At 52.4% G+C, this 21,283-nt stretch carries 17 protein-coding genes; 1 reads left to right on the forward strand and 16 read right to left on the reverse strand.

Annotation, left to right across the window (positions count from 1 at the left end; all coding sequences use genetic code 11):
* Positions 1 to 17 precede the first annotated feature (17 nt).
* The 4 genes from BAA01_16165 to BAA01_16180 are packed head-to-tail and all read right to left on the reverse strand — an operon-like array spanning position 18 to position 3,798.
* A complete protein-coding gene (locus BAA01_16165) occupies positions 18 to 227 on the reverse strand; it encodes an acetyl-CoA carboxylase biotin carboxyl carrier protein subunit (protein OUM90376.1) in 210 nt (69 codons plus the stop codon).
* A 59-nt stretch (positions 228 to 286) separates the two neighbouring features.
* Positions 287 to 2,032, reverse strand: a complete 1,746-nt coding sequence (locus BAA01_16170) for an acyl-CoA synthetase (GenBank protein OUM90377.1) — start codon at positions 2,030 to 2,032, stop codon at positions 287 to 289.
* Positions 2,033 to 2,047: 15 nt separating this feature from the next.
* Positions 2,048 to 2,233, reverse strand: coding sequence for a hypothetical protein (locus tag BAA01_16175; protein ID OUM90378.1), 186 nt, complete (start codon positions 2,231 to 2,233; stop codon positions 2,048 to 2,050).
* An 11-nt stretch (positions 2,234 to 2,244) separates the two neighbouring features.
* Positions 2,245 to 3,798 carry a methylmalonyl-CoA carboxyltransferase gene (locus BAA01_16180; protein OUM90379.1) on the reverse strand — a complete coding sequence of 518 codons (1,554 nt, stop codon included), beginning with the start codon at positions 3,796 to 3,798 and terminating at the stop codon, positions 2,245 to 2,247.
* Positions 3,799 to 4,047: 249 nt separating this feature from the next.
* Here BAA01_16180 and BAA01_16185 point away from each other — a divergent pair, with 249 nt between their 5' ends.
* Positions 4,048 to 5,166, forward strand: a complete 1,119-nt coding sequence (locus tag BAA01_16185; GenBank protein ID OUM90414.1) for a transposase — start codon at positions 4,048 to 4,050, stop codon at positions 5,164 to 5,166.
* A 105-nt stretch (positions 5,167 to 5,271) separates the two neighbouring features.
* Here the strand turns inward: BAA01_16185 and BAA01_16190 are convergent, their stop codons facing one another.
* The 12 genes from BAA01_16190 to BAA01_16245 form a co-directional block, all read right to left on the reverse strand.
* Positions 5,272 to 6,240: a peptide ABC transporter substrate-binding protein gene (locus tag BAA01_16190; protein ID OUM90380.1), complete on the reverse strand. Its 969-nt coding sequence runs from the start codon at positions 6,238 to 6,240 to the stop codon at positions 5,272 to 5,274.
* Positions 6,233 to 7,270 (reverse strand): peptide ABC transporter ATP-binding protein, encoded by a 1,038-nt coding sequence (locus BAA01_16195; protein OUM90381.1) that lies wholly within the window; start codon positions 7,268 to 7,270, stop codon positions 6,233 to 6,235. Before BAA01_16195 ends, BAA01_16190 begins: the two co-directional genes overlap by 8 nt.
* Positions 7,271 to 7,288: 18 nt before the next feature.
* Positions 7,289 to 8,128 (reverse strand): diguanylate cyclase, encoded by an 840-nt coding sequence (locus BAA01_16200; protein OUM90382.1) that lies wholly within the window; start codon positions 8,126 to 8,128, stop codon positions 7,289 to 7,291.
* Positions 8,129 to 8,139: 11 nt separating this feature from the next.
* Entirely contained in the window at positions 8,140 to 9,087 is a 948-nt protein-coding gene (locus BAA01_16205; protein OUM90383.1) for a peptide ABC transporter, read from the reverse strand.
* A 99-nt stretch (positions 9,088 to 9,186) separates the two neighbouring features.
* Positions 9,187 to 10,764, reverse strand: a complete 1,578-nt coding sequence (locus BAA01_16210) for an ABC transporter substrate-binding protein (protein OUM90384.1) — start codon at positions 10,762 to 10,764, stop codon at positions 9,187 to 9,189.
* 614 nt (positions 10,765 to 11,378) lie between these two features.
* Entirely contained in the window at positions 11,379 to 12,788 is a 1,410-nt protein-coding gene (locus BAA01_16215; GenBank protein OUM90385.1) for a hypothetical protein, read from the reverse strand.
* Between the two features lie 33 nt (positions 12,789 to 12,821).
* The gene (locus BAA01_16220) at positions 12,822 to 14,762 is read right to left on the reverse strand and encodes a hypothetical protein (protein OUM90386.1); all 1,941 of its coding nucleotides are present in this window, start codon (positions 14,760 to 14,762) and stop codon (positions 12,822 to 12,824) included.
* Between the two features lie 36 nt (positions 14,763 to 14,798).
* Complete coding sequence (locus BAA01_16225; GenBank protein OUM90387.1) at positions 14,799 to 15,206, reverse strand: thioesterase; 408 nt, start codon at positions 15,204 to 15,206, stop codon at positions 14,799 to 14,801.
* Between the two features lie 13 nt (positions 15,207 to 15,219).
* Positions 15,220 to 17,340 carry a hypothetical protein gene (locus tag BAA01_16230; protein ID OUM90388.1) on the reverse strand — a complete coding sequence of 707 codons (2,121 nt, stop codon included), beginning with the start codon at positions 17,338 to 17,340 and terminating at the stop codon, positions 15,220 to 15,222.
* A 16-nt stretch (positions 17,341 to 17,356) separates the two neighbouring features.
* Positions 17,357 to 18,514: an acyl-CoA dehydrogenase gene (locus BAA01_16235; protein ID OUM90389.1), complete on the reverse strand. Its 1,158-nt coding sequence runs from the start codon at positions 18,512 to 18,514 to the stop codon at positions 17,357 to 17,359.
* A gap of 27 nt (positions 18,515 to 18,541) precedes the next feature.
* Positions 18,542 to 19,903 carry a hypothetical protein gene (locus BAA01_16240; protein ID OUM90390.1) on the reverse strand — a complete coding sequence of 454 codons (1,362 nt, stop codon included), beginning with the start codon at positions 19,901 to 19,903 and terminating at the stop codon, positions 18,542 to 18,544.
* Positions 19,881 to 21,263 carry a hypothetical protein gene (locus BAA01_16245; GenBank protein OUM90391.1) on the reverse strand — a complete coding sequence of 461 codons (1,383 nt, stop codon included), beginning with the start codon at positions 21,261 to 21,263 and terminating at the stop codon, positions 19,881 to 19,883. Before BAA01_16245 ends, BAA01_16240 begins: the two co-directional genes overlap by 23 nt.
* Positions 21,264 to 21,283 lie beyond the last annotated feature (20 nt).

The following is a 21,283-nucleotide window of genomic DNA, read 5'->3' on the forward strand; positions in this document are numbered from 1 at the left end:
CATTCATCCATTTAGGATCACTTCAGGGTGACCACTGTCTGGCCTTCCTGGACAAAATCTCCTTCCTGGACCAGCACCTGTTCCACCTTGCCGCCCTCTTCCGCAATGATCGGAATCTCCATCTTCATCGACTCCAGGATGATCACCTCATCCCCGGCGCTCACTTCGTCACCGGGATTCACCAGAACCCGAAAAACCGTCCCGCTCATGCTCGCTGCGATATCCATATCCATCCCTCCACTCGCGAAATGATCTATTCGTGCGACCCTTCATGTAGTGCGACCCTTCATGCACTGCTCTGGGCAAGGCTTTTTTTCAATTCCTCTTTCCGGATCTTCCCGGTGGCCGTCATCGGCAGCCCTTCCACGATCCGAATCTCCGGCACTTTATAGGAAGCCATCTGCTTCCGGCACCAGTCTGCCAAGGATTGCTCATTCACCTGTCCCTGATAAGCCGGCTTCAGGGTAAGAAAGGCCACCGGCACCTCCCCTTTGTCCGGTTCGGGTCTTCCAACCACCGCACAGCCCTCGACAGCCGGATGCTTGCTGATCATCGCTTCGATCTCGCCCGGAAAGACGCTCATGCCCTTGACTTTCAACATTTCCTTTTTCCTGCCCCGGTAGATCAGAAAACCGGACTCATCGATCAGGCCAATATCCCCAGTGTGAAACCAGCCGTCGCGGATCACTCTTGCCGTCTCCTCCGGATTTTTCCAATACCCCTTCATCAAAGAGGGCGTGCGGATGACAATCTCTCCTTCCACGCCCAGGGGAAGCAACTCCCCTGTATCAAAATCCACGACTTTGAACTGGGTGCCGGGCATCGGCAGGCCGCAGAACGTGGGCGGCCTCTTCAGATCCATGTCATCCTCCTGAAAGCCGGTGGTAAAGGTGTCCGACGTGTGCGTCTCGGTCATCCCGTAGGAGGTCTCCCGGATCACCGCGTCCGAAATCTGCCGCCATTTCCTCCGGTACTCCGGTGTCACCTTCTTTACAAACGAACTGACCGTCAGCGTCCGGATGGAACGCAGATCGTACCGATGCCGTTCCGGATGTTCCATCAGCTCGACGATGTTGTCCATCACGCCGCCCAGGCAGGTCACCCGGTACCGCTCCACCGCCTGCATGACAGCCACCGGATCCCACCGGTACAGCAGGATATGCGGCACGCCGCTGAAAACCGGGTAGATCACGCCGGAATTCTCTCCGGCAATCCAGAATACCGGCATGTAGGTCAGCCGGACATCCCCTTCCCCCAGCTGATACGTGTAGGTCATGGCGCCTGCCGCCGTATAGAGCATGTTCCGCTGCGTATGCATGCACCCCTTGGGGATCCCCGTCGTCCCGCCGGTGAAGTTCAGCGCGGCTACATCATCCAGGGAAACGGCCACCTCAGGCCGGGAGCCAAGGTGACCCCGTGCATCTTCCGCTTTCAAGACGGCTTCCATGAAATCGGCCGTTCCCGGTATCCTTCGTTTTGGCTCCGTCAGATCCGGATGCACGGCAAAAGCAGGCTGTTCCGGCAAAAAGTCGGAAAGGCTGGTCGTCAACACGAGCGGAACCGATATCTCCCGCGCGGCCTCTTCCACCACCGGCCACAGCCGGTCCAGCGCGATCATCGCCCGCGCTTCCACTTCCCGCAGGACATGAAGCAATTCCGGGGCCTTGTACATCGGGTTCACCGGCACATGCACACACCCTGCCTTCAGAATGCCGTAGAAAGCAATCAGGAACTGCGGGCAGTTGGGCAGAAAAACCGCCACCCGGTCCCCCTTGGTCAAACCGGCGGCCAGCAAATAGGAAGCCAGCCGATCGCTCCATTCATCCAGCCGGCGAAAAGTCACTTCCTCTCCGTAAAAGATGACGCACGGCTTTTCCGGCGTCCGCTTGGCCCGTTCCCGCAAATAATCGGTCAACGGCATCTCGCCGAACGGATAATGCGGCTCCTCCGGCAAATGGGCAGGCCAGTGCCGACGCCACAACGCTTTCAGGTGAGCCAGATACGACGCTTCATCCCGTATTGGCGCCTCCATTCCGTTCACCCACCCCTATCCGCTTGCGCGCGTTTTTGTAAATCCTCTCACTACCTCACCAACCGTCTCACGTTGTATTGCCTTGTCACCCGTATACTTCTCCTTGTCCTCCGCATGCTTCGCCTTGGGCACTTGCACGCTTGCCCCCGCATGCTTTGCCTTGACACCTGAAGACTTCGCCTTGGCACCGTACCGTATCATGTCACCTTCGCTTAGGGACGCATCGGATGCGTCGAGATGCCCAGCTGATGTGGAAGGAGAGCATAGGCGTCTTTCACCCATTCGCAGAGAAGCGGCCGGGTGTCACGCGGATCGATGATTTCCTCGATGCCGAACACCTCCGCCGTGCGAAACGGCGAGCGGTACTGCTCCATGCGGGCCAGCATCTCCTCGTAAAAGGCCTGGGGATCCTCCATCGCTTCCATCTGCCGGCGGTAAGCCGCCTGAATGCCCCCTTCCAGCGGCAGGGAACCCCAGTCGCCCGAAGGCCAGGCAAAACGCCGGGGCTGCGCGTGGGCGTTCACCATCCCGGCGCCGCCCACGCCAAAAACGCGCCGGATGATGACTTCCACCATCGGCACCGTGGCCTGGTAAATGGCCGCAATCGCCCGGACTCCCTTGCGGATCGTCCCTTTGCGTTCCGCCTCCAGTCCCACCGCCAGGCCGGGCTGATCCACCAGGTTGACGATCGGCAGGTGAAAGGTCTGGCACATGTCGACAAACCGCGTCAGTTTTTCCGCGCTTTCGGCTGTCAGGCAGCCGCCGCCCACCATCACGTCCGGCGCAATCACTCCCACAGGGTGTCCGTCCAGCCGGGCCAGCGCTGTCACCGAACCGCCGCCGTAAAAGCGGCCGATTTCAAAGATGGACCCCTCGTCGAATATCATCGGCAGGATCTCGCGGATCCGGTACGGCTGCCGGCGGTTTCGCGGGATGGCCGACAACAGCCGCTCATCCCGCCGCCCGGGGTCGTCGGCAGACGGCTGAACCGGCGGCAACTCCCACACATTGGACGGCAGGTAGGACAAGAACGCGCGGATCTGTGCAAACGCCTCCTCCTCGCTCCCGGCGATATTGTCCACCGCGCCGCTGGCGCGGTGAACCTGCACGCCGCCCAGTTCCTCCTTGCTCAAATCCTGTCCGAGGCCGTATTTGACCACCGGCGGTCCGGCCACAAACAACTGCGAGGTTCCTTCCACCATTACGGAAAAATGGGAGGCAGCCACCCTGGCGGCCCCGAGGCCGGCCACCGATCCGAGACAGGCGGCGACCACCGGAATCACCGCCATGTTGCGGACGACATAATCCCACGCCGGATTCACCGGGACATAGGTGTAACCCATATCCTCGATGGTCTTCACGCTTCCGCCGCCGCCCGTCCCGTCCACCAGGCGGATCATCGGGACCCGCATATCGTGGGCAAGCCGTTCGGAATATTCCTGCTTGCCACGGATCGCCCCGTCGGCCGCGCCGCCCCGCACGGTGAAATCGTCTGCTCCCACCACCACCTTGCGCCCCTGGATCTTTCCCGTCCCGAAGATGAAATTCCCGGGCCGAAAATCGACCAATTCGCCGTTTTCATAGGTCCCTTTTCCGGCCAGCGCGCCAATCTCATGAAAGCTGCCCGGATCCAGCAATCGCTCAATGCGTTCCCGGACCGTCAGTTTTCCGGCGGCCTTGTGCTTGTCCACCCTCTCGGCGCCCCCCATCTGCCGGGCCATGGCTTCTCTTCTTCGCAGTTCTTCGATCTCCGGTTGCCAGGACATCTCTAGAGCCTCCTACGCTGGTTGGTATGATAAATCCATGCATCATGACGACAGCTAAGCAAATATAACAAAGTTATAAAAGTTTAACATTTTAACGCTCACTATAACATTACAGAAATCCTACGTGAAAGCCCACTCCTATAGGGGTAGGATGAAGCGTGTTGTATTTTGTGGAGGAAATGGATACCATAAAATGTAGAACAAGCGTTCCCAATAATGCTACTGGTGAAAGAAACGCGGGTGAATGATGTGCACAAAGCCTATTCCTTCCGTTTCTATCCGACAAAAGAACAAGAACAGCAAATTCGACAAACGATCGGTTGCTGCCGGTTTGTGTACAATCTCTTCCTCGCCCGCCTGAAGGAAGCTTATGAGCGGGACGGCACCACTCTGAACCAGTACGCCTGTATGCGGGAGTTGCCTGTATTGAAACAACAGTATCCCTGGCTCCGGGAAGTGGACTCCACAGCCCTGCAACGGACGGTGGAAGAGTTGGACGATGCCTTCCAGCGATTCTTTCGGGAGAAAAAAGGCTATCCGCACTTCAAGTGTAAGAAACACCCGAAACAGTCCTATACGTCCAAACGCAACGGCAGAGAGGACACCAAGGCAACCATCCGAATCGAAAGCAACCGGATTCGGCTTCCGAAGGTGGGATGGGTGAAGTTTGCCAAATCCAGGGAAGTGCAAGGACGCATTCTCTCGGCGACGGTGCGTTTGACGCCTTCGGGCAAGTTCTTCGTATCGGTGTTGGTGGACACGGAGATTCAACCTCTGGAGCCAAAGACGAACGCCATCGGCGTTGATCTGGGACTGACCCATTTCGCTGTCCTGAACACCGGGGAACGGATTCCCAACCACCGACACCTCCGGAAGCTCGAAGAGAAACTGAAACACTGGCAGCGCATTCTCTCCCGCCGGAAACCGGGCGGGAGAAACCGGGAGAAGGCCCGGTTGAAAGTGGCCCGGCTCCACGAGAAGGTACGCAACGCCCGGCTGGATTTCCTGCACAAGCTGTCCACTCGGCTGATTCGCGAAAACCAAGTGATCTGCCTGGAGGGCTTGCGTGTGCAGAACATGCAGCAGAACCACCGGCTGGCGGGAAGCATTGCCGACGCCAGTTGGTCGGAATTCCGGCGGCAACTGGCGTACAAAGCGAAGTGGTACGGGCGGCAGGTGGTGATCGTGTCCCCTGTTTTTCCGTCCAGCCAACTTTGCTCCTGCTGCGGACACCGAAACACCGGGACGAAGGACCTGTCTGTCCGGCAGTGGACATGTCCGGTGTGCGGCGAAACGCATGATCGAGATGTCAATGCCGCAAGAAATATCCTGCGAGAAGGTTTGCTCCTTTTGGGCCTGTCCGCTTGAGCTGACTGAACCGTGGGACACACGGGGATCGCTTGGTGCCGCAAGGCAGAACTCCCGATTACTGGAGTGCTCCCAAGAATCCCGCGGCTTTAGCCGTGCGGAGTGTCAATGATACAAGAAACAGGCCGTCTGATGACCTTTCGCCACCGAAACAAACGGCGGCGCCTCACGCTTGCACCGCTCCATCGCTTCCGGACAGCGCGTGTGAAATGGGCAACCTTGCGGCGGGTTGGAAGGGCTTGGAAGATCGCCGCGAAGCAAAATCCGTTCCCTCTCCCGCTGTTTCGGATCGGGCACCGGCACCGCCGACAACAGGGCACGGGTATAAGGATGCAAGGGATTCTCAAACAATTGATCCCTTGGAGCCATCTCCACGATCTTCCCCAGATACATCACCGCGATGCGATGGCTGATATACCTGACGGCCTGAATTCCATGGGCGATAAACAAATACGAAAGGCCGCTTTCCTGCTGCAGGTCCTTGAGCAGGTTCAGGATTTGCGCCTGGATCGAGACATCCAGCGCCGATACCGGTTCGTCACAGACGATCAGCTTCGGATTCAAGGCCAGTGCCCGGGCGATGCCGATCCGCTGCCGCTGCCCGCCGGAAAACTCATCCGGAAAGCGGCTTCCGTGGTGGGCGGCAAGCCCCACCTTCTCCAGCAATTCATGGACCCGCATCTCCCGCTCCTTTTTCGTCCCCTGGCGGTGCAAAATGAGCGGTTCCGCCACGATGTCAAACACGGTCATCCGCGGATTGAGTGAGGAATACGGATCCTGAAAGATCATCTGCAAATGCCGGCCGGCCTCTTTTCTTGCGGCCCGGCTTCGCTCCAGCCGCTTGCCCAGAAAGCGGATCTCGCCGGCAGTGGGCTCCAGCAAGCCGACCGTCATCCGCCCCGTTGTCGACTTGCCGCAACCCGACTCCCCGACCAGCCCCACCGTCTCCCCGGGATAAATGTCCAGCTGGACATCATCCACCGCCTTCAGCCACTGCTGCTTCCCGGTTCGCTTCCTGCCGCCGAGCGGAAAATACTTTTTCACATGCACCAGGGATACCAACGGTTCAGCCATGAGACACCACCTCGAATTTTTCCTCCAGCGGATGCCAGCAGGACACCTTCCGGCCCTCTCTCCACCGGGTCAGCTCCGGCTCCCGGGTCAGGCAATCCTCTGTTGCATGAAAACAGCGCGGCTGAAAGGCACAGCCCTTGGGCAATTCCAACGGGTGGGGCACCGTGCCAGGTATCGCTTCCAACCGTTCGTCCCCGCCCGAAAGCTTGGGCACGCTGCCCAAAAGCCCCCTGGTATACGGATGAAGCGGTTGCTCAAAGATGGAATAGACATCCCCTTCTTCCACGATTTTTCCGCAATACATCACCAGCACCCGATCCGCCATCTCGGCTACCACACCCAGGTCGTGCGTGATCAGCAGGATGGCCGTCCCGGTCTTTTCCTGCATCGTTTTCATCAGACTGAGAATCTGCGCCTGAATCGTCACATCCAGTGCGGTCGTCGGCTCGTCGGCAATCAGCAGCGAGGGATTGCAGGCCAGCGCCATCGCGATCATCACCCGCTGCCGCATCCCGCCGGACAACTGGTGCGGGTAATCGCGAAGCCGCTTTTCGGGATCCGAAATCCCCACCTGCTGGAGCAACTCCAGCGCGCGCCTGCGCGCCTCGTGGCGGCTGACCTGCTGATGGCGCTGGATCGGTTCAATGAGCTGTTTTTCAATGCGGTGCACCGGATTCAGGGAGGACATCGGATCCTGAAAGATCATGGAAATCTCTTTGCCGCGAATTTGCCGCATCTCTTTTTCCGGCAGGGAGAGCAAATTCTTCCCCTGAAAGAGAATCTGGCTCTCCTCGCCATACCGAATCACCGGCGCATTCAGCCGCATCACCGAAAGGGCCGTCACGCTCTTGCCGCTTCCCGATTCACCAACCAGGGCCACAATCTCTCCCGGCTGGATCGAAAAAGAAACGTCGTTGACCGCCCGGATCACCCCGCGCCGCGTGGGAATCAGCGCCCGCAGATGCTTCACTTCCAGGACTGGATTCTGCACCTTCTCACCCGCTTTCAACTCGTGATGGGTTTCACGCATCCCTTCCGCTCGCTTCTCTCAAACCCGCTTGATTTTCGGATCGATGGCCACGCGCAGCCCGTCCCCCAGAAAGTTCCCGGCCAGCACCGTCAAGAGAATCGGTAAGCCCGAATAAATCGTCATCCATGGACTGACATAAATCATGTTGTAGGCATCCTTCAGCATGCCGCCCCAGCTGATCTGCGGCGGCTGGGCACCCAGGCCGAGAAAGCTCAGCGAACATTCCACCAGAATGGCAAAACTGAAGCTGAATGAGATTTGCACAATAATCGGCGGCATGATGTTCGGCAAAATGTGCCGGAACATGATCCACACCGGCCCTGCGCCGGAAATCTCCGCCGCTTCCACATACGCCTCCTGCCTCACCTGCAATGTCTGTCCCCTTGCCAAGCGGGCAAACTGGGGTGTGAACACAATGCCAATGGCAATCATCGCGTTCCAAAGGTTGACCCCCAAGGCGCCGGTGATCCCGAGAGCGAGGAGTATGGCCGGAAAGGATAAAATGCCATCCACCACCCGCATGAACATGTCATCCACGACGCCGCCGAGATAACCGGAAATCACCCCCAAGGGGACGCCGATGAGGACCGGGATGAGGATGGCCACAAATCCCGCCTCAATGCTGGCCCTTGCTCCCATCAGCACCCGGCTGAAGATGTCCCTGCCCAGTTCATCCGTACCAAACCAGTGTTCCGCGCTTGGCGGGAGGAGCACATCTTGCAACACCTGCTCATCCGGATCATGCGGAGTGATCCACGGCGCAAAGATGGCGATCAGCACCAGAACAACGAGATAGCAAAAGCTGACAAAAGCCAAGCGTTCATGCCAGAACCGCCGCATCACTTGCTCCAGACGCATCCATCTCCCCCCTAGTCGAACTCAATGCGTGGATCCAGCCAGGCATAGATCAGGTCGGTCACCAGGTTGATGAGCAGCACCATCGTCACCATGACCAACACCACTCCCTGCAACATCGTGAAGTCACGCTGCAGGATGGCGTTGACCGCCAGTTGTCCCAGTCCGGGAATGGAAAACACCGTTTCGATGACCACCGTCGCGCCAAGCAAATTGCCGAACAGCAATCCCACGGTGGTGACCACAGGCAGCATCGCATTGCGGAACCCGTGCCGCCAGATCACCGCAAGACGGCCGAGGCCCTTGGCAAAGGCGGTCCGAATGTAGTCGGCATCCAGCACTTCCAGCAAAGCGGAGCGAAACTGGCGCGTGATCTGGGCGGTGCCGAACGCACCCAGGGCCAATGCCGGCAGCAGCACGCTTTGTAGGAATCCAAGCGGGCTTTCATGGATGCTGACAAACCCTGTCGCAGGCAAGATATCCAACTTCACGCTGAACAGCAGGACCAGCAGCATGGCCAGCCAAAAATTGGGCACCGCCGTACCAAAGGTCCCGATAAACCGCGCCAGATAATCCAGCCAGCTGCCCGGACGCCAGATGGAGGCGACGGCAAAACACACCCCCAACACAAAGGAGATGACGACGGCCAGAGTGACCAGCTGAAACGTCACACCCAGACGTTCCAGCACAGTCTCTGCAACCACTTCCTGGGTAAAAATCGATTTCCCCAGATCACCCTGGGCCGCTTTCAGCAGCCACTGTCCATACTGCACCAGGATCGGCTGGTCCAGACCCAGCTCAGCCCGCAGCTGGGCCACCTTCTCAGCCGTCGCATTCTCCCCGAGCAGCGCCACAACCGGATCGCCCGGGATGAGGAGAATCAGGGAAAAAACCACCAGTGTCACGACGAGCAACATCGGAATCACATACAACAGCCTGCGAATGAAGTAACGGAGAAACATGTCTGGACACTCCCATCGCACGTGTTACAGCATCATCGCTGCACACGGATTCAAATGCTGCCGCTGAATCCCTACCGCTAATCCCATATCGCTAATCCCTTACTGCTGAACCCATAGGAAGGAAACGTTCGGCTTGCCCAGCAAATTGGCTTCATACCCCTTCACCTTCTTGGTCATTACGGCCGTCGCCGGTTCTGTCAGCAGCGGAATGTGCATCGCTTCCTCCAAAATGCCGATGCGCGCCATTTCGCCATACAACTTGGCCCGCTCATCCTGCTCATACGTGGCGGCCGCTTTCTTGATCAGCTCCTCCAACTCAGGCGTGGACTGTCCCCCGGTGTTGTAATAACCGTCCTTGCTGAATATCAGGTTGACGGTCTGCTGCGGGTCGGGCCGGCCCGTCCAGCGGGACAAATAGGATGGATGCCGTTTCTCCTGGAAAAATTCTGACACCCCTTTGGTCAGCTCCATCGGCTGCAGCTGCACCTCAATGCCGACCTTTTCCAGCTGGCCGCGGATGGCTTGCGCCAGACGTTCGTAAGAACCGCTCGGGAAATACGGCATGACAAAGGAAACTTTCCCAACGCCTGCCTCCTTCAGCAACTGCTTGGCCTTTTCCGGATCATAGGGAATCGTGATACCGGGATCATGCGCCCAATACCCTTTTGGAAACGGCTGGTAAGACGCTTCCGCTCTGCCAAAGGACACCGCTTTGACAAGCGCTTCCCGATCGATGGCGTAATTCAGTGCCTGTCTCACCTTTTTGTTGTCAAAGGGCGGCTTTGTGGTATTCAGATAAATTTTGTGATAGGCCACTTCAGGATGACTGTTGACGACCAGTGAAGGATCTTTTTCCAGTGACGCCAAATTGGCCGGCGACATCGGGAAGGAAAGGTCAATTTGTCCCGACTTCAAGGCATTGATCCGGGTATTCTCATCCGGCATGATCTTCACGGTCAGCTTATCCAGGTAGGGCAAGCCTGCTTGCCAATAATCTTCAAAGGCTTCATACCGGATTTCATGATTCCGTTGATAGGACACCATTTTGAAGGGCCCGGTTCCTGCCGGATGTTGCGCATAATCTTTCCCATACTTCTTCACGGCGGCCGGCGACACCATCATGCCCGTCCGGTCTGACAGCGCCAAAATGATCGAAGAGTCTGGCTGCTTCAGATGCAGCTTGACCGTGTGTGGATCGACGACCTCTACAGACTCCAGATTCTTCAGATCAGAGACGCGGGATTCTTCCGAGTTGGCCCGCTCCAAATTGAACTTTACCGCCTCCGCGTCAAAGGGCGTCCCGTCATGGAAAACCACACCCTCCTGCAAATGCAGCACGATCGTCTTTTCATCTTCTATCTCCCATGATTTGGCCAGTCCGGGTTGCGGCTGCAAGTCGCTGTTGAAACGGATGAGCGTATCATAGACGGGATACAACAGCACATGGTCACTTCCAGCATTTCCCAAAATCGGATCAAAGCTGCTGGCGTCGGTGCTATAACCCATCACCAGCTCCCCGCCACGGACGGGCTTCTCCTCAGCGGCTTCTTGCCCGCTTTTTCCGCCGTGACCGTTTTCATCGGTTCCCTGTTCTGAAGCAGGTTGTGAACTGCAGCCAATGAAGAAAACGAACACAAGGAACATGATAAAAAGCCGGTATCCCGTTCTTCGATTCATCCTTTTCCCTCCCAATCACTTCTCGCAAAACACATTCTAAAGTGTAAGCGCTTTCATTACGTCATAACGCCATAACTTCTTAATCCTGAATGTCACATTCCAATGTCACCCAAATGAGGTGACACTACCTTTCATGAAGTAATAAAAAAGTAATTGTGTGACGATATGTAGTTTATAAAAACAAGAATCCTGCGACGATCGTCTCTCCTCCTTATGTTTCAAATTTTAAATTGATTTTAATTACTCTACTAGCATTTTATTTTATTAATAGACTATTGTCAACTATAATACCGAAAAATATTATTATTTCATTCATATATACTTGTTTCCATTTATGTATATATTATGGCACATCCGTTCATTTCATGATTTCTGAATCAAATCGTCCCCGCCATACGCATTTGAAGGAAAGGAACGAAGATAAAAGGGCCGCCTGTAAAACAGATGCATCTGTTCCCAGCCAGCCCTTAAGAACCAACATGATTTGTACCATCATCAGGCAGGTGATTCAGAGGCCTCTACCGGTTTGCAGCCTCCTTCTTCAACAACACTCCTACAATGACCTTGTTTTGGTTTATCCTTCGAATATGAATAATTTGAATCCGAATAATTATTTAATGATGCGCTGTGACAAGCGGCCAATACCACATGTAGGCGCATAAACCGACAATGATTGTGAAGAAAAGTTGCACCGTACTGATGAAAAGATGTTCTCCTATTTTGATGTGGCCGGTGCGATATACCAGATACATAATTGGCGAATGTATGGGCAAAATCAACATTCCGCTTGCAACCAAGATCGTCAGCAATAAAGTATGTAAAGGGTTTAGTCCCACCCAATCGGCATACGATTTCACCAACGGATAAATCACCGTCAAAGCGGCGGCAGGACTTGTAAACATCATTCTGATGAACAGAACGATGACCAATAACACCAAAAGATATAGCCAATTGGGAAGGTGTTGGCCAACGAAAGAAAGGATGACTCCCGTCACCCAATCCGCAGTGCCGTTCTTTTCGATAATGGCAGCTAGCGATAAGGCTGTTCCCAACACCAGGAAGTTCTCCCAGTCATAGTTGCGCAAATCTCGGTTATTTAGCAAGTCAATTCCAGGCATCGCCAGAATACCCAGTAACAACAAAGGCGGCAAGAGAATCGAAACATGAAATTCTGGAACCACAACCCAGGCCAGAATCAAACCGATGAGCGATACGGTAACCAGCCAAAAATGAGGATGGCGGTCATGACTTCCCGTTTCGGAAGCAGGATGAGAAGGCAAGGAAGGGATTTCCTTTATTTTCCAATAATTCCACATAATAAGTCCTGTTAAGATACACGTCAGCCAAATAGGAGGAGCCATGAAGAGAAACCAAGTCAGCCAGTTGAGTTGGACATTGAGTTCAGCCACCAATTGGGATGCTAAAACAGCCAGCCCCCCGCCACTGAGCACGACCATGGTAGCAAGCTGGTTGATCCCGCCAAGAGTCCAAATCGTAAAACGTTGAAAAGGAATGCGTGCTTGCGGACCATATTGCTGGCCGATTTGTTCCACAAGGGGCACAAACATATGAACCCTTGCGTTCCCAGAAGGTATAAATACAGGCAACACCATGGTAGCGGTAAAAAAACTAAGCGCAACACGACGGATTTTCCCATGCGAAAAGCGGACGATGATGGCAGCCAACCGTTTATCAATCCCGACTTTGGTCATCGTCGCGCTGATCAAGGCGACGATCAGAATAAAATAAATCGTTGAAGACATAAAACCCTGAATCGCTGTAGAAAAGTTTTCCGCAATTCCCATGAAAAGTTCCAATCCAATGACAAAAAGAGCGCTGATCCCGGAAGGCAGAACATCCGTTGTCCAGATCACGATGGAGATGATAAGCAGGAACAGCGTACGTTGTTGGACCAGATTCAATCCAAAACTTGGCGGAAGGAAGTAGGACAGCAACAGCAACGCGGAAATAGCCGTGAGAATGACATACCTTTTTCGGATTGAAAATCTAAACAATCGATACATGTATTGTTCATCCTTTGAGAAATATAGTACCGTTCACCCGGAAACATCTTTTAATTTCTTCCATAATGTTGTGCGGCTAATTCCCAGCTTTTCAGCGACTAGACTCCGGTTGTTGTTGTACATTTTCAACATCTGTTCAAGAATCTGTATTTCCATCTCCTCCATGCTGCTTGGCGTGATCACGATTTTTCCGTTTTTTGTCATCGGCAAGAAATTGTCACGGCAAAAATCGCCGCTTAAATCGGCACGCTTTCCGCTTCTTTCATATAATATTTCTTCCACGAAATCCTCAATCTGCGTTAACGTATCCAGATTTAACACCAATCTTTCCACCACATTTTCTAACTGCCTGATATTTCCAGGCCAATCATAATCGAGAAAAAACTGTTTCAATGCATCAGGAAGCTGTTCCCATGTCAACATTGAAACCTTGTGTTGGCGCAACAGCCGGTTGACAATCAACGGGATGTCATCTTTCCGTTCGCGAAGAGGCGGAACTTGCAGCCTTAACACATTCAAACGAAAAAATAAATCCTCTCTGAACAAACCTTTTTGTACACTTTCCCATAAATTTTTATTGGTTGCGGCAATCACCCGTACATCAACCGGAATCATCCGGTCTCCCCCGACGCGCATAATCTCTTTTTCCTGCAGCACTCGCAGCAATATCGCCTGTATTTTGGTGGAGATTTCCCCAATTTCATCCAAAAAAAGAGTGCCGCCATGAGCCAGTTCAAACACACCAGGCTTCCCACCCTTTTTTGCCCCTGTAAAAGCACCTTCAGCATAACCGAAAAGTTCACTTTCTAGCAGAGATTCGGAAATAGCCGCACAGTTGATGGCGACGAACGGTCCATCCTTGCGTAAACTGGCGTTATGGATGCTCTGAGCCAATAACTCTTTCCCCACCCCGCTTTCCCCGGTAATCAAAATGGTCGAATCGGTTTCCGCGTATTTTTGGGCTTTGAGGATAACTTGCTTCATTTTCTCGCTGTTATGGATGATGTCATCAAAGCAGTGCTTCGCCACCAGGCCTTTATGATAGATCTCCTTACGAATCTGGGTTTCCAATTGTTGAATCTTGTTTACTTCCTTTAGAATAAAAATTTTGCCCATTAGGCTTGATTCGATTTCAATGGTTTTCAATTCAACTACATACTGATTATCATAAATTTTTACAATGTTACGAGAAATACTTTGGAGAATGTCATTTAGAGGTGAGATACTCAAAATGTCCTGAGGCGACAAACCAATAACATTGGATGCCCGTATGCCTAACACCGATTCTGCTGACGGATTAAAATAAATAATCCGCCCCAGCTTGTCAGTGACAATAATCGCCTCACCGGTCATATTTAAGATGGCTTGCAGCTGTTCCGCTTTCTCTCTTGCCTCTATCCGGTAATTGACAATCTCATTTGCTCTTAATAAAGCCCGGGCAATCGCACGGCGGCTGGTAGCTATATGCACACCTTTCATCCCTTGTGCCTGAATCAGCTGCATGGCTTTTTTACCGCCCCCGACAATCACATCCATGCCATCGCGTTTGGCTTGTTCAATCTGACTGACCAGCTGCTCCCAGTTTTGATAAGGATACAAAAATATATCGAAGCCAAGAATCTCCTTTAATGTTGAAAACTGATACGGGTACCGTTCATCCTGAAAGGTTAAAAACGCAACCTTGTCACCTATCTTCTTGGCTCTCCAGAAAGCCTCGAGAATATCAAAGTCGCTGTTATCGCAATGGAGCAACGGACGCCCGATATTCTGTCGTGCAATTTCCTGGTAGGTTCCCGCCCGGCTGATCACAATCTCGATCGATGGTTCCTTTTCAATCATTTGTTTAACAGCCTGCGCTGCCTCAGTCATTGTTCCTTCAATCACCATGACAGGAATCTCCAGCTCTTTTGCAATCTCGTGTATGATCTCCGTCATTTGCGGGTAAGGCGAAGTCATCAGAATTTTTGCCCGCATCTGTGATTCCTCCCCGGTGATAGATTAGGATGCACGTCAACCATTTTCATTTGCAAAAATCATAAAAGTGGCCATCCCCGCGGCGACCACTTTTCCTTGGTCGTCTATCACTTGCGCCTCTCCAACGGCAATGGTTTTCCCTTTGTTTATCACTTTTCCCCGACCGATTAACTTCGTTCCTGAAGCCGGGCGGATGTAGTTCAGTTTCAACTCAACCGTAACTGCCGACTGGCCGCTGGGCAATAAGGAGCGGATGGCCGCCCCGACAGCGGCATCCACCAAGCTGGCCAGCACACCACCATGCACGGTGCCCCTTCTTTGCGTGATCTCGTATATGACTGGCAGTTCAACGATGGATGTCCCGTTATTCAATTCAACTTCTCTCATCCCAATGTAATCCCAATAAGGACTGACTGAACGGCGGTGTTTTTCCTCCATAGCCATCCTCCCAATCCATCTAATCCATTATACCTCTTTTTTGCAGTACCTCTCTGTACTTGACCAAGTAATGCATGGCCCGAACCACACGCTCCGGTGTCGGATAAACCGGAAAATGAGCACGCTGGTAGACGGCCATGGCATTTGGTGCAATGATGTCCGCCCCCAAGCGGCCGACGACAATCGGTTTGCTTCCTGCCTTAAATATGTCAAGGATCGCTTCGGCAATAACTGTCGCACCGGGATCGGCGTTCGTCGTCAACATCACGATCACGCCGTCAGTCTCCTCATCATCGACCAGAGCTTGCAACACCTTCTTAAACATTTCCGGTTTAGCAATTATCTCCGCTGTGACGTCTACAGGGTTGTAAGGAGAACCAAAAGACGGAATATAATCTTTAATCACCTCGGCAGTTTTGGTCAAGACTGGAACCTCAAGTCCATATTCCTCGCATAAATCGGCAATCACACTGCAAGCCCCGCCTGATGCGGTCACAACTGCCATGCGATTACCCTTCGGTATCGGCTGGCATTCGAATGCTCTGGCAACATCAATCAATTCTTCAACGTGATTCACCCGAATCAGACCCAGTTTGTCAAAGACGGCCGAATACACCGCATCATCTCCGGCAATCGAACCTGTATGGGATTGAACCGCCCGTTTGCCAACGGTCGATTTACCCGTTTTAAAGACAAGAACCGGTTTGCGCCGGGCTAATGCTTTTTGCGCCGCACTTATAAAATTGTCATAATCCTTAATGTTCTCCATAAAAACGGAAATCACTTTGGTCATCTCGTCTTCAGACAAAAGATGAATGAAATCGGAAATCGTTAGGTCAGCCTCATTCGCTACGCTAATCCAGCGGCTGAATCCCGCTCCTTGTTCCCAGGCGCGGCTTAAAAGGGCACTTCCCATCGCACCACTTTGCGAAACAAACCCGATGCCGCCGGAAACTTTATTTTTGGCCTCTAACGCTGCCCCAAATGTCGTGTAAATATTTATTGCCGGACTGGCGATACCCATCGAATTGGGACCAAGCAACCGGATGTTACCTTTTTCCGCTAAAGCGACAACTTGTTCCTGCAGCCTTTTACCTTCTTCTCCCGTTTCAGCAAAGCCTGACGAATAAATCACTGCGGTTTTGACATTCTTTTCAATACAATCTTCCAAAACAGCCGGCACTTGTCGGGAATCAACAATGATACATGCCAAATCGACATCATCAGGAACAGCTTTCAGACTAGGATAAGCCTTATACCCTCTGATTTCCTCCGCTTTGGGATTAATGGGATACAATTTTCCCTGATAGCCGTTTTCGACAATATAACGGAACAGACGCCCCCCATTTTTCTTCTCGTTCGATGAAGCTCCTACGACAGCAATTGATTGCGGATTCAACATTTTTTCCAAATGCTCCAACGACCGCACCTTTTGCCGGGAAAAATTGCCAACTTCCCCCAACAACAGACGGACGTCACAAATGGCTGCCTCATCGTCAAAAAAAATAACGGGATTAAGATCCATCTCCTCAATTTCCGGCCGCGTTTGAACAAGATGGTTTAAGCCTTGGACCATTTTTTTCAACTGTTCTAGATTGATCCCCTTGCCGCCTCGGTAGCCGCTGATCAATTTGTGCCCCTTTAAAGACCGGATCATTTCCTCCACTTCATCGTCGGTGACCGGCATCAGCTTCATCGCGAAATCTTTCAGCACCTCGACAAAAATTCCACCGATTCCAATAACCAGCAAATGGCCGAACGTCTTGTCTTTCTTGATGCCGACAATCATTTCCACGCCTTTTGGCGCCATTTTCTGCACCAATACACCGGACATCCTGGCAGTCGGGTCGTACCGATAGGCATTTTCAATGATCTCATCGTATGCTGCCGACAGTTGCGCCTCGTCCTTAAGATTCAGCTTGACGATGCCCGCATCTGTTTTATGTGTGATTTGACGTGACATGCCTTTGAGTACCACGGGGTAACCGATTCTTCTCGCGATGGCTGCCGCCTCTTCCTTGGAAACGGCCAATTCTCCTCGTATGACAGGCAAGCCGGCTGCCTTAAGCAGCTGGCCTCCTTCATACTCTGTCAAAAAATCGCCTTGGTTGCTCACCTCAAGATCTGGTTGCACATTCATCTTCGATGCCCCTCACTTATTTGGATGATTTTTTTCTTTGGCTGAAGCGCATTCCCAATACTTCTTCGGCAATTTTATTTTTCAACATCTCTACCGTTCCCCCGGCAATCATCCAGCCTCTCACTCGCCTGAAAATGTACTCCAGCGGGTATTCCGTAGAATAACCGTAACCCCCGAAAATTTGCAACGCCTCATGCGCCACTTCAAATGCCGCCGTGTTGGTGTAAGCCTTGGCAATGGCGGTTTCAAGCGGACTTGGCACGCCTATGTCCGCATTGACAGCGGCACGGTATAACAACAGCCTGGCAGCATCCAGCTTCATTTTCATCTCCGCCAACTTCCACTGAATCCCCTGAAACTCGGCAATCGGGCGACCAAACTGGTGTCTCGTTTTGGCGTATTCGACCGCCATGTCAAAAGCGGCTTGCGCCAGAGAAAGAGACCTGGTCGCGTTCCCTATCCGTTCTACATTAAACATGGTAAACAACTTTCTGAACCCATTTTCTCGAACGAGAATGTTCTCAACCGGCACCTCGCAATTTTCGAAGTAAAGCGCACAGTGATGTTCACCAGACATGTGGGTTTCTGTTTTGCCTACCGTAAATCCCGGGGCACCTCGCTCGACCAGAACAGCACCCGATGACTTAACTCCCTCTCCAAAACGCACCCAGACGACATAAAACGAATTATACGGACCGTGTGTGTTAAAAACTTTTGACCCGTTGATTATCACTTTATCCCCTTCGATGCGCGCCGTTGTTTGCAAGTCTGTCGTCGCCGATCCGGCATTTGGTTCGCTCATTGCGACGGAGATCAATTTTTCCCCTGCCAGGATGGGTGGCAGAACACGCTTTTTCAACTCTTTTGAACCATAAGCTGCCACCTGCCTGATGGCACCAAAATTGCCGACTTGAAACATGTCCGCTGTATGGGGGCATACTTTGGCGATTTCTTCCATCACAATCAGCGCCTCGAACAAAGACCGCCCCTGACCACCGTCTTCTTCAGGCAGAGTCATCCCCATCAAACCGTGCTGGGCTAAAATTTTGGCATTTTCCCACGGCACTTCGCCCTTTTTTTCCCAGGTATATGCCTTTTCGGAAAACTTCTCCTTCGCAAAATTCCTTGCCCAACTTTGCAGCTCCAATTGCTCGTCAGTCAATTGAAAATCCATGGTTGCTCGTCCCCTCCATGATGAATGTCAATTTTTGTCGTATATCAATTTTTCAATGATCTCGAGCAAATTCCGGAAATCATCCATTTCTTCGATGCGTTTCACCGTATCGATTAACTGCCGCTGGTCTTCCGATTCCAAAATGCCCCGGGTCAGCCGTTTAAACTTTTCTTCCAAATCATGGTTGCTCAGCGGATTTTCCGGATCACCTTTGGCGTTTAATACCTCATGCTGGTAACGGGCGGTCAATGTTTGAACCGTTACCTGACAGGCATTCTGTGCCGGAAACAGAACATTATAAACATCCGAAACTGCACCTTTTACCTTTTTGGCCCAGGTTCGGACCTCGCTGTTAAATAAATAATCATCTGTGAAATAATCGGGTCCGACATCGCCATATAGGGCCATTATTGCCAAACAATAAGGAATGCTGAACTGTCCATCGACAGCAGTGGCCGGTTCATATTTCCGTTTCTCCGGCTGCATTGTTGCTTTATAGGCCATTTCATGCATGGTGACTTCCACTTGTACAACTTCATTCACATTGATCGAATGAGTGTCCAGGATATGACGCAGAGCCTCAATCGGACCATGCGTAAAACGACAGGATGCATATGGCTTGAATGTAATCTTTTCAATTTCCAGCGTGTGCAAATTTTCCAGGACATCTCTTTCGTACTGAGGAGAAAACGCATGGAAAAAACCAAAACGGTCTTCAAGGATCGTCATCGGACCGGTAAAGCCTACTCCCGCCAAACGGGCAGCCAAGACCCCAGTCCGGGCTGCAACACCAGCGTTCAACCTTTTTGTCCAAGCTCCGTTTGCCTTATAGGCCATCAATCCCGCAGCCGTTCCTCCCGCAATACCCTGGGCCATCAGCGCCTGCTCAAGGCGATGTCCATAAAGCAGCGATGCGGCCAAGGCACTGCCGAAAGGACCGCAAAGCGCAGTTGGATGAAACCCTTTATCATACAATCTCCCTTTTGCCGCCATCCCGATCCGAATCATCAAATCATAACCCAATATAACTGCCCGCAAAATATCCCGGCCGTTAATTTTCACGCCTTGTGCATCAAGATCCAAAACAACGGCTAAAACAGCAGGTATCACTACGACACCGGGATGAACGGTACCTTCCCGGTGAAAATCGTCTAACTCCACGGCATGACTTGCCGTTCCGAAAAACAAGGCGAAATCGAGAGGAGCGGGTGTTTTTCCGGGTTCCAGGCAAAGCGCCTCCTTCAGCCGCAAGCTGGAGGCAAAACGGCTGCCTTTAATCAGCACCCCCAACGTATCAAGCAGGCTTCTTTTCGCCGCCTCGACCGCCCCTCCGGTAATATCGTCCCAGTGATAATTGAAATAATGCTCAATCAGTTTTTGTGTAAGCATCAACCGGAATCACCAATTCCTTTAAGAATGACAAATCGCTTAGCTCTTCAAAATGCCATACTTGATCCAGCACTTTTTTGCACAACTTCTCACCCAATAATGGGGAGCAGTTGGCCATAAACTTCCGTTCCACATCGGCATCCGTAAATGGAATTTTCCCCTCGCCTTTCGGTTCCTCAACAAAACAGGTCATCACTTCCCCGTTTTTCATCCTGATCGTGACACGTGCAGGCCGTTTGCGCGGGTATAGCGCCTCGCATTCATCATCGACCATCACGAAAACTTTTTGCATGAGCGCTGCCACCCTTGCTTGTCTGTATGCCCCTGAAAGGTAGCTGTTCAAAGTCACTTCATCCTGCGTTATGGCCAAAGCCACCGCACAAGGAATGCTCATCTGCGCATCGAGTAGGTGTTCGCACTGAACGTGATTATGTTTTTGCCCAACCTGATAGATGCCCACATCGATCGCTTCGATTTGATCGATGTCCAGCAGATGGCGCGCTTTTAATACTTTCACCGCATCAATCACCGCATGCAGGTGGCGGCAGCAGGGATAGGGCTTAAAGTATATTTCCATAATCTCAAAACGCTCACCAATACCTGAAAACAGCCTTTCACAATTGATATAACCATCCGCAAACGCGCGAACAAAGCCATTTTTCCCTTCTAACACATGTCTGGGGCCGGTGATGTTTCTTTTTGCCAATTCCGCGCATAAAACACCGTCTCTTGCCGCCTTCCCAGGGTGAATCCGTTTAACGTCCGCCCCTTCGCCCAGGAATTCAAACAAGCCGCCTGAAAAACTTCCAGCCAAGCCCAATGCATGGAGCATTTGTTCCTCATCATGATTCATCAAAGAACCAACGGCTGCAGCGGCTCCAAACACCCCGGTAACCGGGGTGTTGTGGAAGCCTCTCTGCCAAGCATGCGGATGAATGGCCGCAGCAATTCTTGCCATCACTTCATAACCGATCACTGATGCCGTAATAATCGCACGTATGGATGCACCGTGATGCTCCGCCGCAGCAAGCACCGCAGGAAATACACAGCCTCCCAAATGAATGGACCCTTGTGTATGACCGTCATCGAAATCGAAGGCATGAGCCGATGTTCCGTTAACAAAAGCAGCATTTAAGGCTGATAATTTGTGTTCCGTTCCGATTACCGTGCAAGTAGCTGTTTTATCAACATCTTTCAGGTAATCCAAAACATTGCGTGTTACCTCAGACTGCGTGCCGGTAATCGCTGCAGTCAAATAATCCAGAAAAGCTCGTTTAAATTGGTGCACAACCTCTTCCGGAAGTTTTTCAAATGATAATTGGGATACACGTTTCGCTAAACTAGCGGTAATATCGTCCATCGCACGCCTCCTCTTCTGAC

Origin of the sequence: Bacillus thermozeamaize (assembly GCA_002159075.1) — a bacterium.
GTDB lineage: Bacteria > Bacillota > Bacilli > ZCTH02-B2 > ZCTH02-B2 > Bacillus_BB > Bacillus_BB thermozeamaize.

Excerpts from the sequence above, each read along its gene's own strand:
- BAA01_16190 (OUM90380.1), bottom strand. The coding sequence starts at position 6,240 with ATGGCTGAACCGTTGGTATCCCTGGTGCATGTGAAAAAGTATTTTCCG.
- BAA01_16240 (OUM90390.1), bottom strand. The coding sequence starts at position 19,903 with ATGCTTACACAAAAACTGATTGAGCATTATTTCAATTATCACTGGGAC.
- BAA01_16220 (OUM90386.1), bottom strand. The coding sequence starts at position 14,762 with ATGCGGGCAAAAATTCTGATGACTTCGCCTTACCCGCAAATGACGGAG.
- BAA01_16235 (OUM90389.1), bottom strand. The coding sequence starts at position 18,514 with ATGGATTTTCAATTGACTGACGAGCAATTGGAGCTGCAAAGTTGGGCA.
- BAA01_16200 (OUM90382.1), bottom strand. The coding sequence starts at position 8,128 with ATGCGTCTGGAGCAAGTGATGCGGCGGTTCTGGCATGAACGCTTGGCT.
- BAA01_16205 (OUM90383.1), bottom strand. The coding sequence starts at position 9,087 with ATGTTTCTCCGTTACTTCATTCGCAGGCTGTTGTATGTGATTCCGATG.
- BAA01_16165 (OUM90376.1), bottom strand. The coding sequence starts at position 227 with ATGGATATCGCAGCGAGCATGAGCGGGACGGTTTTTCGGGTTCTGGTG.
- BAA01_16225 (OUM90387.1), bottom strand. The coding sequence starts at position 15,206 with ATGGCTATGGAGGAAAAACACCGCCGTTCAGTCAGTCCTTATTGGGAT.
- BAA01_16230 (OUM90388.1), bottom strand. The coding sequence starts at position 17,340 with ATGAATGTGCAACCAGATCTTGAGGTGAGCAACCAAGGCGATTTTTTG.
- BAA01_16180 (OUM90379.1), bottom strand. The coding sequence starts at position 3,798 with ATGTCCTGGCAACCGGAGATCGAAGAACTGCGAAGAAGAGAAGCCATG.
- BAA01_16215 (OUM90385.1), bottom strand. The coding sequence starts at position 12,788 with ATGTATCGATTGTTTAGATTTTCAATCCGAAAAAGGTATGTCATTCTC.
- BAA01_16170 (OUM90377.1), bottom strand. The coding sequence starts at position 2,032 with ATGGAGGCGCCAATACGGGATGAAGCGTCGTATCTGGCTCACCTGAAA.
- BAA01_16210 (OUM90384.1), bottom strand. The coding sequence starts at position 10,764 with ATGAATCGAAGAACGGGATACCGGCTTTTTATCATGTTCCTTGTGTTC.
- BAA01_16245 (OUM90391.1), bottom strand. The coding sequence starts at position 21,263 with ATGGACGATATTACCGCTAGTTTAGCGAAACGTGTATCCCAATTATCA.
- BAA01_16195 (OUM90381.1), bottom strand. The coding sequence starts at position 7,270 with ATGCGTGAAACCCATCACGAGTTGAAAGCGGGTGAGAAGGTGCAGAAT.
- BAA01_16175 (OUM90378.1), bottom strand. The coding sequence starts at position 2,233 with ATGATACGGTACGGTGCCAAGGCGAAGTCTTCAGGTGTCAAGGCAAAG.